This is a genomic window from Sphingomonas montana (assembly GCF_001956315.1).
In the GTDB taxonomy this organism is placed as follows: domain Bacteria; phylum Pseudomonadota; class Alphaproteobacteria; order Sphingomonadales; family Sphingomonadaceae; genus Sphingomonas_R; species Sphingomonas_R montana.
In genome coordinates this window covers 266,169-280,276 of sequence record NZ_MOLY01000046.1, presented here as the reverse complement: position 1 = coordinate 280,276, position 14,108 = coordinate 266,169, and the positions used below count along the sequence as shown (strand labels likewise).

General features: G+C 66.9%; 13 protein-coding genes and 1 tRNA gene. 13 read left to right on the top strand and 1 reads right to left on the bottom strand.

The window, feature by feature from the left end; translation table 11 throughout:
* Positions 1–14 precede the first annotated feature (14 nt).
* The 9 genes from BKY59_RS16380 (at position 15) to BKY59_RS16340 (ending at position 6,494) form a co-directional block, all read left to right on the top strand.
* Entirely contained in the window at positions 15–2,375 is a 2,361-nt protein-coding gene (locus BKY59_RS16380) for a putative bifunctional diguanylate cyclase/phosphodiesterase (protein WP_083672207.1), read from the top strand.
* 63 nt (positions 2,376–2,438) lie between these two features.
* Positions 2,439–2,514 (top strand) — tRNA-Trp (locus tag BKY59_RS16375).
* 119 nt (positions 2,515–2,633) lie between these two features.
* Entirely contained in the window at positions 2,634–2,837 is a 204-nt protein-coding gene (gene secE, locus BKY59_RS16370; RefSeq protein ID WP_076073199.1) for a preprotein translocase subunit SecE, read from the top strand.
* Between the two features lie 8 nt (positions 2,838–2,845).
* Entirely contained in the window at positions 2,846–3,385 is a 540-nt protein-coding gene (gene nusG, locus BKY59_RS16365; RefSeq protein ID WP_076073198.1) for a transcription termination/antitermination protein NusG, read from the top strand.
* A 151-nt stretch (positions 3,386–3,536) separates the two neighbouring features.
* Positions 3,537–3,968: a 50S ribosomal protein L11 gene (gene rplK, locus BKY59_RS16360; RefSeq protein WP_076073197.1), complete on the top strand. Its 432-nt coding sequence runs from the start codon at positions 3,537–3,539 to the stop codon at positions 3,966–3,968.
* A gap of 4 nt (positions 3,969–3,972) precedes the next feature.
* Positions 3,973–4,671, top strand: coding sequence for a 50S ribosomal protein L1 (gene rplA / locus BKY59_RS16355; protein ID WP_076073196.1), 699 nt, complete (start codon positions 3,973–3,975; stop codon positions 4,669–4,671).
* Positions 4,672–5,016: 345 nt separating this feature from the next.
* A complete protein-coding gene (gene rplJ, locus BKY59_RS16350; RefSeq protein ID WP_076073195.1) occupies positions 5,017–5,532 on the top strand; it encodes a 50S ribosomal protein L10 in 516 nt (171 codons plus the stop codon).
* 55 nt (positions 5,533–5,587) lie between these two features.
* Positions 5,588–5,959, top strand: coding sequence for a 50S ribosomal protein L7/L12 (rplL, locus tag BKY59_RS16345; RefSeq protein ID WP_076073194.1), 372 nt, complete (start codon positions 5,588–5,590; stop codon positions 5,957–5,959).
* Positions 5,960–6,125: 166 nt separating this feature from the next.
* Positions 6,126–6,494 (top strand): hypothetical protein, encoded by a 369-nt coding sequence (locus tag BKY59_RS16340; RefSeq protein WP_129586441.1) that lies wholly within the window; start codon positions 6,126–6,128, stop codon positions 6,492–6,494.
* Positions 6,495–6,542: 48 nt separating this feature from the next.
* On the opposite strand, the gene BKY59_RS16335 is transcribed toward BKY59_RS16340, so the two are convergent.
* Positions 6,543–7,550, bottom strand: a complete 1,008-nt coding sequence (locus tag BKY59_RS16335; RefSeq protein ID WP_076073192.1) for a fumarylacetoacetate hydrolase family protein — start codon at positions 7,548–7,550, stop codon at positions 6,543–6,545.
* A 176-nt stretch (positions 7,551–7,726) separates the two neighbouring features.
* On the opposite strand from BKY59_RS16335, the gene BKY59_RS16330 reads away from it, so the two are divergent.
* From BKY59_RS16330 to BKY59_RS16315, 4 genes are all read left to right on the top strand, one after another.
* On the top strand, positions 7,727–9,781 hold the full coding sequence (locus tag BKY59_RS16330; protein ID WP_129586440.1) for a TonB-dependent receptor: 2,055 nt from the start codon (positions 7,727–7,729) through the stop codon (positions 9,779–9,781).
* A gap of 207 nt (positions 9,782–9,988) precedes the next feature.
* The gene (locus BKY59_RS16325) at positions 9,989–11,404 is read left to right on the top strand and encodes an efflux transporter outer membrane subunit (RefSeq protein WP_076073190.1); all 1,416 of its coding nucleotides are present in this window, start codon (positions 9,989–9,991) and stop codon (positions 11,402–11,404) included.
* Positions 11,405–12,565: an efflux RND transporter periplasmic adaptor subunit gene (locus BKY59_RS16320; protein ID WP_076073189.1), complete on the top strand. Its 1,161-nt coding sequence runs from the start codon at positions 11,405–11,407 to the stop codon at positions 12,563–12,565. It abuts the gene before it with no gap.
* Between the two features lie 2 nt (positions 12,566–12,567).
* Positions 12,568–14,097, top strand: a complete 1,530-nt coding sequence (locus tag BKY59_RS16315; protein ID WP_076073188.1) for a DHA2 family efflux MFS transporter permease subunit — start codon at positions 12,568–12,570, stop codon at positions 14,095–14,097.
* Positions 14,098–14,108 lie beyond the last annotated feature (11 nt).

The window sequence follows — 14,108 nt, the reverse complement described above, 5'->3', positions numbered from 1 at the left end:
ATACCGGTCCGGATATGACCGACCCGCACACCATTCCCCCCGCTGCCCGATCCTGGCGCGTCATCGTCGGATTCGCGGATCCCGATCTGCCGAACTGGCGGCAGGTCCGGGCGGCGCAATATGCCGAACTCACTGGCGCCCTGCCGATGACATCGCTTGCCTTCGGTGCCGCGGCACTGCTTGCCGCGGTGCTGTTCGCCACGTCGGTTCCGCGTCTGCACCTGCTCGGCTGGCTGGCCGCGAACGTCGTCCTGCTCGGGTCGGCTGCCCTGCGCGCGCCGTCCGGCCGTGCGGGCGCCCCGGACGGTCTGCTTCGCCACGGCAGCCGCAGTATCGGGCTCGGCCTGCTATGGGCACTGCCGCCCGCCGTCTTCGCGATCGGCGGCGGCACGGACCAGCAACTGGCCGCCTGCCTGCTGTCCTGCGCGCTGATGGCGCTTGCCGCACTCACCACCGGCTCGGTCCCGGCGATTTTGCTGTTGTATCTGGCGCCCGCATCGATCGGCCTGTCGATCATGCTCGCCCGCACCGGGTCGCCGTCGCTGGCGTTGCTGCCGCCCTTCTACGCGGCGCTGCTGGCGGCAAGCGGCCTGGGCACCGCGCGCGCCTTCATCGCCCGCCACTGGGCGGATCAGGCGCTGGAGGACAAGAGCGAGGTCGTCCGGCTGCTGCTGCGCGAAGCGGAAGACAGCGGTGCCGACTGGCTGTGGCAGGTCGACAGCGCCAAGCGGCTGGTGTCGGTATCGGCGCGTTTCGCGCATGCCGCCGGCTGTGAACCGACCGAGCTTGAAGGGGTGCCGCTGCTCCGCCTGCTGTCCGACAATCCGGGCCGCGGCACCGGCGGCACCGACGGCACCAGCGCGCTGCGCCACCTCGTCCAGACGATGAACGGCCGTGAACGCTTCTCCGACCTTGTGTTCGAAATTACGATCGGCGGCGAGGTCCGCTCCTGGAGCCTGTCCGCCGCCCCGCGGTTCGACGGCGACGGTGCCTTTCTCGGTTATCGCGGCGTCGGGTCCGACATTACCGAACAACGCCGGTCGGCGGAAAAGATCGATCGGCTGGCGCGCTTCGACGCATTGACCGGTCTGCCCAATCGGCGGGAATTCATGGATTCGTTGCGGGCCAGCATCGGTCGTGCCCTCGGCGATCGGCAACCCTGCGCGCTGCTGCTGATCGATCTCGACAAGTTCAAGCCGGTCAACGACACATTGGGTCATCCGATCGGCGATCGGCTGCTGAAACTGGTCGCGGAACGGCTGCGCGGCCTGATCGCCGATGACGATATCTGCGGTCGCCTGGGGGGCGACGAATTCGCGATCCTCATCGCGCGCGTCACGCCCGGCGCGATCGAACGGATGGGCGGCAACGTGATCGCCGCACTCGGCACGCCGTTCGAAATCGACGGCAACGTCATCCGGATCGGGGCCAGCATCGGCTCGGGCCTCGCCCCGCGGGACGGACGCTCGGTCGAAACGCTCGTCCGCAATGCCGATCTCGCACTGTACCGGGCAAAGGACGACGGCCGCGGCACGCTGCGGCGCTACGATCCCTCGCTGCTGATCCAGGCCGAACGCCGCCGTGCGATGGAAACCGCGCTGCGCGAGGCGATCGAGGGCGGCGACCAGTTCCGGCTCGTCTACCAACCCGTCGTATCCACCGCGACCGGGGTCATCGAAAGTTTCGAGGCGCTGATCCGCTGGAACCATCCGACGCTGGGCGACGTGCCACCCGTCGACTTCCTGCCTGTGGCGGAGGAGGCGCGGCTGGCCGGGCGGATCGGCGAATGGGTCCTGCGCACCGCCTGCCTCGAAGCGGCGTCCTGGCCCGACGATATCCGGCTGTCGGTCAATCTGGCGCTGGCGCAGCTCCACGATCGCCAGTTCGCATCGACCGTGCTGTCCGCGCTGTCGCATGCCGGACTGGAAGCGCACCGGCTCGAACTGGAAGTGTCCGAATCCTTCTTCCTGAAGGAAGATCCGGCGATCGTCGCGGTGCTGGATGCGGTCCAGTCGCTCGGCGTCCGGCTGGCGCTCGATGATTTCGGGGTCGGCTACACCGCACTCGACCACATCCGGTACGGCCGCTTCTCCGCGATCAAGATCGACACCCGGTTCGTGCGCGGCGCGGCGGACGGCAGCCGGGAAAGCCTCGCGATCGTGCGGGCCGGCGTCGCCATGGCCGACGCGCTTGGCGTCGCCACCGTGGCGGAGGGAGCGGAAAGCCATGCGGACCTCACCCGGATGCGGGCGCTCGGGCTCGACCGGATCCAGGGGCATTTCGCCGGTTCGCCGATGGCGGCGGACGACGCACGCGGGCTCGTGACGCGCTGTGCGATCATATCGCCGGCCGACGCGCGCCGTTCGGTCGCGTGAACCGTCACGCCATGCTTGCACTCGGGCGCAGCGCCCGCTAAGCACGCCCTTCTTCCGACCCGGAGGAGTATAGCTCAGTTGGTAGAGCATCGGTCTCCAAAACCGAGGGCCGTGGGTTCGAGTCCCCCTACTCCTGCCACCCCACCGGGTGGATGTTCGGGTCGGTAAGAATGAAGACGAGGCGGGCGCACCTTCGGGGCCTGATAGGGTCCGAAAGGGTGCGTGTGCCTCGTTATCGTCGTTTCGCGAAGGTTGGACATGGCCAAGGTTAATCCCGGCGAATTCATCCGGCAGGTCCGCGCCGAAACCGCCAAGGTGGTGTGGCCGTCCCGCAAGGAAACCGTCACGACCGCCATCATGGTGGTCATCATGACGCTGACGCTCGGCCTGTTCTTCTTCGGCGTCGATGCGATCTTCAGCCAGATCGTGCAGTTCCTGCTGTCGCTGGCGAGCAAGGGTTAAGGTAGAGCATGTCCCGCTGGTACATCATCCACGCCTATTCCGGTTTCGAGAACAAGGTGCGCGAAGCGATCCTCGCCGACGCGACCCGGCTCGGGCTGGAACATCTCGTCGAATCGGTCGAAGTGCCGACCGAGAAGATCACCGAGGTCCGCCGCGGGAAAAAGGTCACGTCGGACCGCAAGTTCTTCCCCGGCTACGTGCTGGCCAAGCTCGACATGAGCGACCAGGTCTATCACCTCGTCAAGAACACCGCGAAGGTCACCGGCTTCCTCGGCTCGTCGGGCAAGCCCCAGCCGATCAGCGAAGCCGAAGCCGCCCGCATCCTGAACACCAAGGAAGAAGCCGCGGTCGCCGCACCGAAGGCCAAGCTGAAGGTCGATTACGAGATCGGTGATTCGGTGAAGGTCCTCGACGGTCCGTTCGCCAGCTTCAACGGTCTGGTCGAGGAACTCGATTTCGACCGCGGTCGCGTCAAGGTGTCGGTGTCGATCTTCGGTCGCGCCACCCCGGTCGAACTCGAATTCGAACAGGTGGAACGCGCAAAGTAAGGTGCTTCGAACACCGCAACTTTGACAACTCCGCAAGATAGTTTCAGCGGGACGCAACGTCCTGTTCCAGGTTTCCGGGTTCTACCCGGATCAGTCCGCGGGAGGCAGCGTCAAACCTGCCGCATGTACCGCTAAGCCATAGGAGATCATCATGGCGAAGAAGATTACCGGTTACATCAAGCTGCAGGTTCCGGCCGGCAAGGCCAACCCGTCGCCGCCGATCGGCCCCGCGCTGGGTCAGCGCGGCGTGAACATCATGGAATTCTGCAAGGCGTTCAACGCGTCGACCGGCGACCAGGAAGTGGGCACCCCGCTCCCGACCGTCATCACCGTCTATGCCGACCGCAGCTTCTCGTTCGCGACCAAGACGCCCCCGGCGTCTTACCTCATCAAGAAGGCCGCCAATCTGAAGTCGGGTTCCAAGGAGCCGGGCAAGATCAGTGCGGGGACGATCGCGCGCTCCAAGCTCGCGGAAATCGCCCAGGCCAAGATGAAGGACCTGAACGCGAACGATATCGACGCGGCAACGAAGACGATCGAAGGCTCCGCTCGCGCGATGGGCCTCGAAGTGGTGGAGGGCTGATCCGATGGCCAAGCTGAGCAAGAAGAACAAGGCGATGGCACAGGCCGTCGACGTCCTGAAGCTGTACGGCGTTGACGAGGCCATCGCGATGGCCCGCACCAACGCGACGTCCAAGTTCGACGAGACGATCGAAGTCGCGCTGAACCTCGGCGTCGATCCGCGTCACGCCGACCAGATGGTCCGCGGCGTGGTGACGCTGCCCAAGGGCACCGGCAAGGACGTCCGCGTCGGCGTGTTCGCCCGCGGCGCCAAGGCCGACGAAGCCCGCGCTGCCGGCGCGGAAGTCGTCGGTGCCGAGGATCTGCTTGAGCAGGTTCAGGGTGGCACGATCGATTTCGATCGCTGCATCGCGACGCCGGACATGATGGGTCTCGTCGGCCGCCTCGGTAAGGTGCTTGGTCCCAAGGGCCTGATGCCGAACCCGAAGCTGGGCACCGTGACCATGAACGTCGGTGAAGCGGTCAAGGCTGCCAAGGGCGGCCAGGTCGAATTCCGCGTCGAAAAGGCCGGGATCATCCACTCCGGCATCGGCAAGGCATCGTTCCCGGCCGAAGATCTGCGCGCCAACTTCGACGCGTTCGTCGATGCGATCGTGAAGGCCAAGCCGACCGGCGCCAAGGGCAAGTACCTCCAGAAGGTGGCGGTCTCCTCCACCATGGGCCCGGGCGTGAAGGTCGACGTCGCCGAAATCGCCGGCGTCTGATCTGCCTTCTCCCTCTTCCCCTCGGGGGAGAGGGAGGGGAGAGGGGCTTCTTCTTCTCTTTTCTTGCATCCTGCGAAAAGAAAAGTAGAAGCCCCTTTCCCTCCCGGGTCCGTCAAGGACTCGGGACTGTACCGTCCGAGACAGCGGGTGCGACCTCCGGGTTGCTTAATCTCCCGCCAAGACGGGGAAGAGTATTACCGTCCTGCCATCGCGGCAGGCGGGTCTGCCATCGGCCCCGTGCCGATCCAGTCACTCCCCCCACGGACAGCCGCAGGACGGCGTATCGGTCCTGTGGTTCAAACCGGGTCCCGGATGTTTCGGGACCCATGTGAATGGAGTGTAACTATGGATCGGGCTGAAAAGGCCGGACTGGTTGCCGAACTGAAGAGCATCTTCGACACGACCCAGGTCGTCGTCGTGACCAAGAATCTTGGTCTGACCGTCGCACAGTCCACTGTGCTGCGGAACAGGATGCGCGAAGCGGGCGCCAGCTACCGGGTTTCCAAGAACAAGCTTGCCCGCATCGCGCTTGAAGGCACGCCCTATGCCGATCTGTCCGACCTGCTGGTCGGCCCGACGGCGCTCAGCACATCCACCGATCCCGTGGCCCCGGCCAAGGTGATCGTTGAGTTCGCGAAGACCAACGACAAGTTGGAAATCGTGGGCGCCGTGATGGGTGGGACGCTGCTCGACATCGATGGGGTCAAGGCGCTTGCCGAGCTTCCGTCGCTCGACGAACTGCGCGCGAAGATCATCGGTCTGGTGCAGGCACCTGCGACCAAGATCGCCCGCGTCGTCAAGGAGCCGGCCGCGCAGATCGCGCGCGTGCTTGCCGCCTATGCGGAAAAAGAAGCCGCTTGAAGAGCGCTTTCTCGTTTGAACATTATGCGGGCACGCGCCCGCCACGGAGAATATCATGGCTGACCTGAACAAGATCGTTGAAGACCTGTCCGCACTGACCGTCCTCGAAGCAGCCGAGCTTTCGAAGCTGCTCGAAGAGAAGTGGGGCGTTTCCGCTGCCGCCGCTGCTGCTGCACCGGCCGCTGCCGGCGCCGCTGCCCCGGCCGTCGAAGAGAAGACCGAGTTCGACGTGATCCTCACCGGCGACGGTGGCAAAAAGATCAACGTCATCAAGGAAGTCCGCGCCATGACCGGCCTGGGCCTGACCGAAGCCAAGACGCTCGTCGAGTCCGCTCCGAAGGCCGTCAAGGAAGGCGTTTCGAAGGACGAAGCCGAGAAGGCCAAGGCCCAGCTCGAAGCAGCCGGCGCGACCGTCGAACTCAAGTAAGTCCAACCCGGCTGGACCCCTGCGCAGGTGGGGATCCAGCCGGGGGACGGAACAGGATCGGGGGGCGGCCTGCCAAGGGCCGCCCCCTTTTTCATATCCCTGTAACAAGATGTGACCGCCCGCAAAGCCTCTGGCCTTCGTGTCGGCGCTGACGCACAAGCGATCCATGTTCGCTTTCGTTCTTGCGCTGCTGGCCGCGAATCCGGTCCCGGTGCTGCTGACGCCCCCACCCCCCACTGCCAGGCAGTTGATCACGGCGAACGAAGCGCTGCGCCGCTACCGCGAACTCACCAGCGCGCTGCCGATGTGCAAGCGCAACACCGCCGACAGCGACGATATCATCGTCTGCGCGCCCGGTCCCAAGGACCGCTACCGCGCCTGGAACGGCGATCCGATCTCCGAACCGCGCACCCCGCGCTACGCCCGCGACACCACCGGCCGCGGCCGCGCCAGCGAAGCCGTCCGCGACCGCCGCTGCGACGACAGCCAATCCTTCGGCCGCTGCGGCCTGGCGAAAGAACTGCAAAGCCGGTGAGCGGAAGCAGATGAAACCCTCCCCCACCGGGGGGAGGGAGAAGAAGCTTCAAACCCCCTCCACGACCTGCTCGATCGTCCCGAAGATCGGGTGCCCCTGTGCATCCTCCATCGCGATCCGCACGCTGTCGCCGACCTTCAGGAAGGGCGTCACCGCCGCCCCGCCGGTGATCGTCTCGACCATCCGCACCTCCGCGATGCAGCTATAGCCGACGCCGCCGTCCTCCACGCTCCGCCCCGGTCCGCCGTCCGGCCCGCGGTTCGATACGGTGCCCGAGCCGATGATCGTGCCCGCCACCAGCGAGCGGGTCTTCGCCAGATGCGCGATCAGCACGCCGAAATCGAACGTCATGTCCGCGCCCGCATCCGCCCGCCCGAACGGCTGACCGTTCAGGTCCACCTTCAGCGCACCGGACAGCTTCCCGCCGTTCCACGCGCCCTCCAGTTCGTCCGGCGTCACGAACACCGGCGACAGCGCGGAGGCAGGCTTCGACTGGACGAAGCCGAACCCCTTCGCCAATTCCGCCGGGATCAGGTTGCGCAGCGACACGTCGTTGACCAGCCCGACCAGCCGGATCGCGTCGCGCGCCGCGACTGCATCGGTCCCCTGCGGCACGTCCCCCGTCACGACCACGATCTCCGCCTCTAGGTCGCACCCCCAGGCCTCGTCCGCCAGCCGGATCGGATCGCGCGGCGCCAGAAACCCATCGGACCCGCCCTGATACATCAGGGGATCGGTCCAGAAGCTGTCGGGCATCGTCGCACCGCGCGCCTGCCGCACCAATGCGACATGGTTCACATAGGCCGATCCGTCCGCCCACTGATAGGCGCGCGGCAACGGTGCCGCCGCCGCCCGTTCGTGGAACCGCATCATCGGGATCGCCTCATGCGCCAGATCGGTCGCCAAATTCCGCAGCAGTGGCGCGACCCGGTCCCAGTCGTCCAGCGCCGCCTGCAGCGTTGGCGCGATATGGCCCGCATCCGCGCACCATGCCAGATCGCGACTCACTACGACCAGTCGACCGTCACGCCCCGATTTCAGCGATCCCAGCTTCATTGCAGCCTCTCCTCTGTGTGTTTTGTGCAACATAGCCGCATCCATCGTGCGCCGCCATCCACCGGAATGCGAAAGCGGCGGCAAATCACGAGCAATACCAAACCAAATGCGTTGATATACTATCACACCGTCTTTAGGCAGCGCGTGCCGTTGTTTCCTGATTGGACCGTAGCGCGATGATCCTCTCTCTGCTCACCACCACCGCCGCTGCAGCGCTCGCCGCCGCGCCCCCCGTCCCCGCCACCGCCTTCCACGATGATGCGCCGCAGAACATCGTTGTCACCGCACCCTTCGCGCGCGATGCCGACAGTGCACTGTCGGGAGTCACGATCCTGTCGGGGGCCGAACTGGTCCGCGAGATCCGTCCGACCATCGGCGAGACGCTGGCCCGCACACCCGGCGTCTCGGCCACGTCGTTCGGCCCGAACGCATCGCGCCCGGTACTCCGCGGGTTCCAGGGCGACCGCGTCCGCGTGCTGACCGACGGCATCGGCAGCTTCGACGTCTCGAATACCTCGGTCGACCATGCGGTCGTCATCAACCCGCTGACTGCCGACCGGATCGAAGTGCTGCGCGGGCCTTCGGCGCTGCTCTACGGTTCGTCCGCAATCGGTGGCGTCGTCAATGTCATCGACAGTCGCATTCCGCGCCGCGTGCCCGACGAACCGGTCCATATCGATGCGCTCGCCAGCTACGGATCGGCCGCGAACGAACGGTCTGCGTCGGGCGCGATCGAGGCACCGCTGCTCGGCAAGATCGTGTTCCACGTCGACGGCAGCTATACCAAGACCGGCGATCTGGAGACGGGCGGCTATCTGCTCAGCCCCGGGTTGCGCGCGCAGGCCGCGGCCAGCACCGATGCCGGCGTTCGCGATCTGGCCGGATTGCGCGGCCGGCTGCCCAACTCCGCTGCGGAAACCTGGGAAGTCGCCGGCGGTGCCGCGATCGTGACCGACACCGGCAATTTCGGTGTTTCCGTGTCGCATTACGACAATTTCTACGGCGTGCCCGTCCGCTTCTCGCTCGACCCCGCGGTCGAGGCCGAGAATGTCCGCCTGAAGATGAAGCAGACCCGCGAGGATATGCGCGCCGAGGTCGATACCGGCGGCACCGTGCTGGAAAAGATCCGCTTCCGCGCCGGTCATGCCGACTATGAACATGCCGAGATCGAAGACACGGGCGAGGTCGGCACGCGCTTCTTCAACGACAGCTACGAGGCGCGCCTCGAACTCGTCCAGGCGCAGCATGGCGGCTGGCGCGGCGCGGTCGGTGGCCAGATGATGATCCGCAACTTCAACGTCGTCGGCGACGAAGCCTTCCTGCCGAAGAACGAGACGCAGCAATATGGCGTGTTCACGCTCCAGGAATTCACGATCGGCGCGATCAAGGCGGAAGCCGGCGGTCGGTACGAACATTCGATCCTGACCGCGGTCGCCAACGACACGCTCGGCAATCCCGCGCTCGACCGGCGCTACGACGCCTATTCCGGTTCGCTGGGGGCCAGCATCGGCGTGGCGGACGGCATCCGCCTTGGCCTGAACGGGTCGCACACCGAACGCGCCCCATCGGCCGAGGAACTGTTCGCCAACGGCCCGCACGCCGGCACGCAATCGTTCGAGGTCGGCAGCCCCGATTTCGCAAAGGAAACCAGCTGGGGCCTGGAAGGGACGGCGCGCGCGAAGTTCGACCGGTTCGCGCTGTCGGCGTCGGTCTATCACAGCTGGTTCGACAACTATATATACGAGACCCAGACCGGCGAGGTTCGCGACGAGCTGCCCGTGTTCCAGTACAACCAGGCCAAGGCCCGATATTACGGATTCGAAGTCGAGGCGAGCGCCACGCTGGCGAAGTTCGGTGAGTATGACCTGATCGCCGACGGCAGCGCCGACTATGTCCGCGCGCGCATCGTGGGGTCCGGGCCCGCCCCGCGCATCCCGCCGCTCCGTCTGCTGGGCGGGGTCGAGCTGAAGGCCCCCCGCAGCTCCGCCCGGGTCGAGGTGGAATGGTCCGACGCGCAGGATCGCACGCAGCCGTTCGAAACCAATACGGATGCTTTCACGCTGGTGAACGCGGCGGTGACAGTACAGCCCTTTGCCAGCAATCGCACCACGCTGGTCCTGTCGGCAAACAACATCTTCGACACGGTTGCCCGCCGCCATGCGAGCTTCCTGAAGGATTATGCGCCGCTCGCCGGTCGCGATCTGCGCGCGACGATGCGGGTTACCTTCTGACCGCCAGCAGGACGAAGATCTGGTAGCATAGTCGCAAACGTCCGATCATCGCGCACCCCTCACGAATGATGTCCCGATCCGCCGCGTCCGCGCGTCGGTTCGGGATTTTATACGTGCATGGAACCACGGATCCGTGACGTTGAAAAGACGGTATGATGACGGTCGATACCATCGACCATCGCCTGCCGAACGCGTAAAGGCGCGCTCATGTCTGCTCGGCTGTACCGTATCGCTCTCGTCTGTCTCGCTTCGGTGGCCGGCTGCGCCAGCGTGCCGTCGGTGCCGCCGGCCGCTACGGCCCGGCGGATCGATGCCGCCGTCCTGCCCCGTACCGACGCGGCCGCCGCATGGCCGGGGGCCGGCTGGTGGCGCGTCTATGGCGATCCGCAGCTCGATTCGCTGATGGCGGAGGCACTGGCCGGGTCGCCGGACGTCGCGGTCGCGGCCGCCCGCCTGCGTCAGGCAGAGGCGATCGCCGACGAAACCGGCGCGGCCGACCGGCCCAGCCTTACTGCCGACGGCAACGTCGGCGTTACCAAGCAAAGCTACAATCTAGGCATCCCGCGCCAGTTCGTGCCGAAGGGGTTCAAGGACACGGGCCGCATCGCGCTGTCCGGGCGATTCGATCTCGATCTGTGGGGCCGGAACCGCGCCGCGCTTGCGGCTGCCACGTCGGATGCGCTGGCGGCGCGGGTCGATGCGGATCAGGCCGCGCTGACGCTCACCACCGCCATCGCCGATGGCTATGCCGAACTGGCGATGCTGTTCGCCGAACGTGATGTCGCGGCGGCCGCGTTGCGCATCCGTAGCGACAGTGGCCGACTGGTGGCGGATCGTGCGGCCGGCGGACTGGAAAATCAGGGCGAGGTGCGGCTGGCCGAGGGCGACGTGCCCGCCGCCCGCGCGGCCCTGAACCAGCTGGACGAATCCATCGCGCAGGCCCGCAACCGGCTCGCCTATCTGGTCGGCACGACGCCGGACCGCGGCCTCCGCATTACCCGACCCACGCTGCGGCCCCCGCCCGCCGGCCGCGTGCCTGCCGATACCGGTATCGCGCTGATCGGCCGCCGGCCGGATATCGTCGCCCGCCGCCTGCGCGCGGAGGCCGCCGCGGATCGCATCAAGGTCGCGCGCGCCGGCTTCTACCCCGACCTCAGCCTGTCGGCGCTGATCGGCCTGCAATCGCTGGGGCTGGGCCAGTTGATCGAACGGGGCTCGTCGATCGGGTCCGCCGGCCCCGCCTTCTCGCTCCCGATTTTCGACGGCGGCCGGCTGCGCGCCCGCTACCGGAATGCGGGCGCCACCTATGACGAGACCATCGCCGCCTACGACCAGACGGTGCTCGCCGCGCTGCGCGAAGTCGCCGACGCCGCGGCGGGCCTCGACGCGATCGATGGCCGTATCGCCGACCAGGCCGCCGCGTTGCAGGGGGCGGAAGCCGCCTACACGATCGCGCGACAACGCTATGAAGGCGGCCTGTCCGCCCGGCTCAGCGTCCTGACGGCCGAGGATCGTCTGCTCACCCGTCGTCGCCAGCTCGTCGATGCACGGGCGCGCGCTTTGATGCTTGATATCGCCCTCGTCCGCGCACTCGGCGGCGGCTACCGCGAAGGACAGAAATAGATGGCCGAGGCACAAGCAACGCAGCAGCCGCAGTCGATGTCGCAGGATAGCACGGACGAAGCCCCCGCCATCGCCCCGTCCAGGCGCAAACGCCTGCTCCTCATCCTCGCGGTGGTCACGATCCTGGGGCTGGCCGCCTGGCTGGCCTGGTATCTGCTCGTCGGTTCGACCCGGGTGACCACCGACAATGCCTATGTCGGCGCGGACGTGGCGCAGGTGACCCCGCTGGTGGCCGGTGCCGTTACCTCGGTCCGCGTCGCCGATACGCAGCCGGTGCGGCGTGGCGACATCCTGATGACGATCGATTCGGCCGATGCCCGCATCGCCCTTGCGACCGCGCAGGCGTCGCTCGCACAGGCGCGGCAGCGTTACGACCAGACCGCTGCGAACAACACCGCGCTCGGCGCCACCGTCGCGGCGCGGGACGCCGATATCAGCCAGTCGCGCGCGAAGCTGGATGCGGCCGCGGCCAACCTCGATCGTGCGCGGATCGATCTCCAGCGCCGCCAGAAACTCGCGCCTACCGGTGCGGTCTCGGGCGAGGAACTGACCAGCGCCCGCAGCGCCTTCGCCGATGCCACCGCCGCCTATGCGCAGGCTGCGGCCGATGTCCGGCGGGCCGCGTCGACGCGCACGTCGGCGCAGGGGGAGCTTGCCGCGAACCGTGCGCTGACCGACGGCACCACCGCGCGTTCCAACCCTGAAGTCGCCGCCGCGCAGGCCCGGCTGGATCAGGTCCGGCTCGACATGGAACGCACCGTCATTCGCGCGCCGATCGATGGGATCGTGGCCCGCCGCAACGTCCAGGTCGGGCAACGCGTCGCCGCGGGCACCCCCGCCATGACGATCGTCCCGGTCGGCAAAGCCTATGTCGACGCGAATTTCAAGGAATCGCAGCTGGCCAAGGTCCGCGTGGGGCAGCGCGCGGAACTCGTCTCCGACTTCTACGGCGATGATGTGGTGTTCCACGGCCGTATCGCGGGTTTCGCGGGCGGGACCGGGGCGGCCTTCTCGGTCATCCCGGCGCAGAACGCGACCGGCAACTGGATCAAGGTCGTGCAGCGCCTGCCGCTCCGCATCACGCTTGATCCGCGCGAACTGGCCGCCCATCCGCTCCGCGTCGGCCTGTCGATGGACGTCACCGTCCACCTCGACCGCTGACGATGGCGGACGGCACGGCTCCGAAGGCGCTGACCGGTGCGACGCTGGCGATCGTCGCGGTCGGGCTCGGCCTCGCCAATTTCACCGTCGTGCTGGATCAGACGGTCGCCAACGTTTCGGTCACCCATATCGCCGGCGGCCTAGCCGTATCGCCGACGCAGGGCACCTGGGTCATCACCAGCTATGCGGTGGCAGAAGCGATCAGCGTGCCGTTGACCGGCTGGGTCGCCAACCGCTTCGGCGCGGTCCGTACCTTCACCTTCGGCCTGTGCGGCTTCTCGCTCTTCTCCATGCTGTGCGGCCTGTCGTCCAGCCTGTCGATGCTGATCGCCTTCCGCATCCTCCAGGGCCTGTCCGGCGGCCCGCTGATGCCGCTGTCGCAGTCGCTGATGCTGCGCATCTTCCCGAAGGACAAGGCGGCCGTCGCGCTCGGAATCTGGGCGATGACGACCGTCGTCGCACCGATCCTCGGGCCGATCCTAGGCGGGTCGATCAGCGACAACTGGTCGTGGCCCTGGATCTTCTACATCAACGTGCCGATCGTGGCGGTCTGCCTCACGGTCGCCGTCCCGAAACTGCGCGCTTTCGAAACGCCCACAGAACGGCAACCGATCGACGTCATCGGGCTGGCGCTGCTCGTCACCTGGGTCGCCGCGTTCCAGATCGTCCTCGATACCGGTCGCGAACATGACTGGTTCGCATCCCCGGTCGTCGTCGGCGGCGCGATCGTCGCGGCGGTCGGCTTCGTTGCATTCGTCATCTGGGAACTGACCGAGAAGAACCCGATCGTCGACCTGCGAATCTTCCGCCATCTGGGCTTCAGCATGGCGACGGTCACCATGGCCCTCGCATTCGGCACCTTCTTCGCCACCATCGTCCTCATCCCGCTCTGGCTGCAGGGGGTGCTGGGCTACACCGCCACCAGTTCGGGCCATGTCACCGCCTTCGTCGGCGTCTTCGCTGTGGTCATGTCACCGATCGCCGCGCGGCTGATCCCCAAGGCGGACGTGCGCCTGCTCATCTGCTTCGGCATCGTCTGGCTCGGCGCCACCTCGCTCATGCGTGCGCGCTGGACGGCCGGGTCCGACTTCTGGACGCTCGCCCTGCCGCAACTCGTGCAGGGGCTCGGCATGCCGTTCTTCTTCATCGGCATCACCACACTTGCACTGGGTTCGGTCCTGCCGCGCGAGACAACGTCCGCAGCCGGGCTGTTGAGCTTCCTGCGAACGTTGTCCGCCGCAATCGGTGCGTCGGTTGCCCAGACGATCTGGGAACAGCGCGAGCGGCTGAACCGCAGCGATCTCGTCTCCACGCTCAACGATCCGGGCAGCCTGCTGTCGACCCTGCAAGCCGGCGGCATGACCCCGGACCAGTCACGCTCCGTCCTCGACCGACTGGTCGAGGTGCAGGCCGCCACGCTCGCGGTCGATCAGGTCTTCCTCGCGGCGGCGGGCCTATTCTTCGTCGCGGCGATCACCGTCTGGTTCGCCCCCCGCCCGAAGCGCGAGGCGGACACGTCGGCCGCGCATTAGGTTCGGTATCG

Bases quoted from the DNA above. Each gene is read 5' to 3' on its own strand.
- BKY59_RS16380 (WP_083672207.1), top strand. From the start codon at position 15: ATGACCGACCCGCACACCATTCCCCCCGCTGCCCGATCCTGGCGCGTC.
- secE (WP_076073199.1), top strand. From the start codon at position 2,634: ATGGCCAAGGTTAATCCCGGCGAATTCATCCGGCAGGTCCGCGCCGAA.
- nusG (WP_076073198.1), top strand. From the start codon at position 2,846: ATGTCCCGCTGGTACATCATCCACGCCTATTCCGGTTTCGAGAACAAG.
- rplK (WP_076073197.1), top strand. From the start codon at position 3,537: ATGGCGAAGAAGATTACCGGTTACATCAAGCTGCAGGTTCCGGCCGGC.
- rplA (WP_076073196.1), top strand. From the start codon at position 3,973: ATGGCCAAGCTGAGCAAGAAGAACAAGGCGATGGCACAGGCCGTCGAC.
- rplJ (WP_076073195.1), top strand. From the start codon at position 5,017: ATGGATCGGGCTGAAAAGGCCGGACTGGTTGCCGAACTGAAGAGCATC.
- rplL (WP_076073194.1), top strand. From the start codon at position 5,588: ATGGCTGACCTGAACAAGATCGTTGAAGACCTGTCCGCACTGACCGTC.
- BKY59_RS16340 (WP_129586441.1), top strand. From the start codon at position 6,126: ATGTTCGCTTTCGTTCTTGCGCTGCTGGCCGCGAATCCGGTCCCGGTG.
- BKY59_RS16335 (WP_076073192.1), bottom strand. From the start codon at position 7,550: ATGAAGCTGGGATCGCTGAAATCGGGGCGTGACGGTCGACTGGTCGTA.
- BKY59_RS16330 (WP_129586440.1), top strand. From the start codon at position 7,727: ATGATCCTCTCTCTGCTCACCACCACCGCCGCTGCAGCGCTCGCCGCC.
- BKY59_RS16325 (WP_076073190.1), top strand. From the start codon at position 9,989: ATGTCTGCTCGGCTGTACCGTATCGCTCTCGTCTGTCTCGCTTCGGTG.
- BKY59_RS16320 (WP_076073189.1), top strand. From the start codon at position 11,405: ATGGCCGAGGCACAAGCAACGCAGCAGCCGCAGTCGATGTCGCAGGAT.
- BKY59_RS16315 (WP_076073188.1), top strand. From the start codon at position 12,568: ATGGCGGACGGCACGGCTCCGAAGGCGCTGACCGGTGCGACGCTGGCG.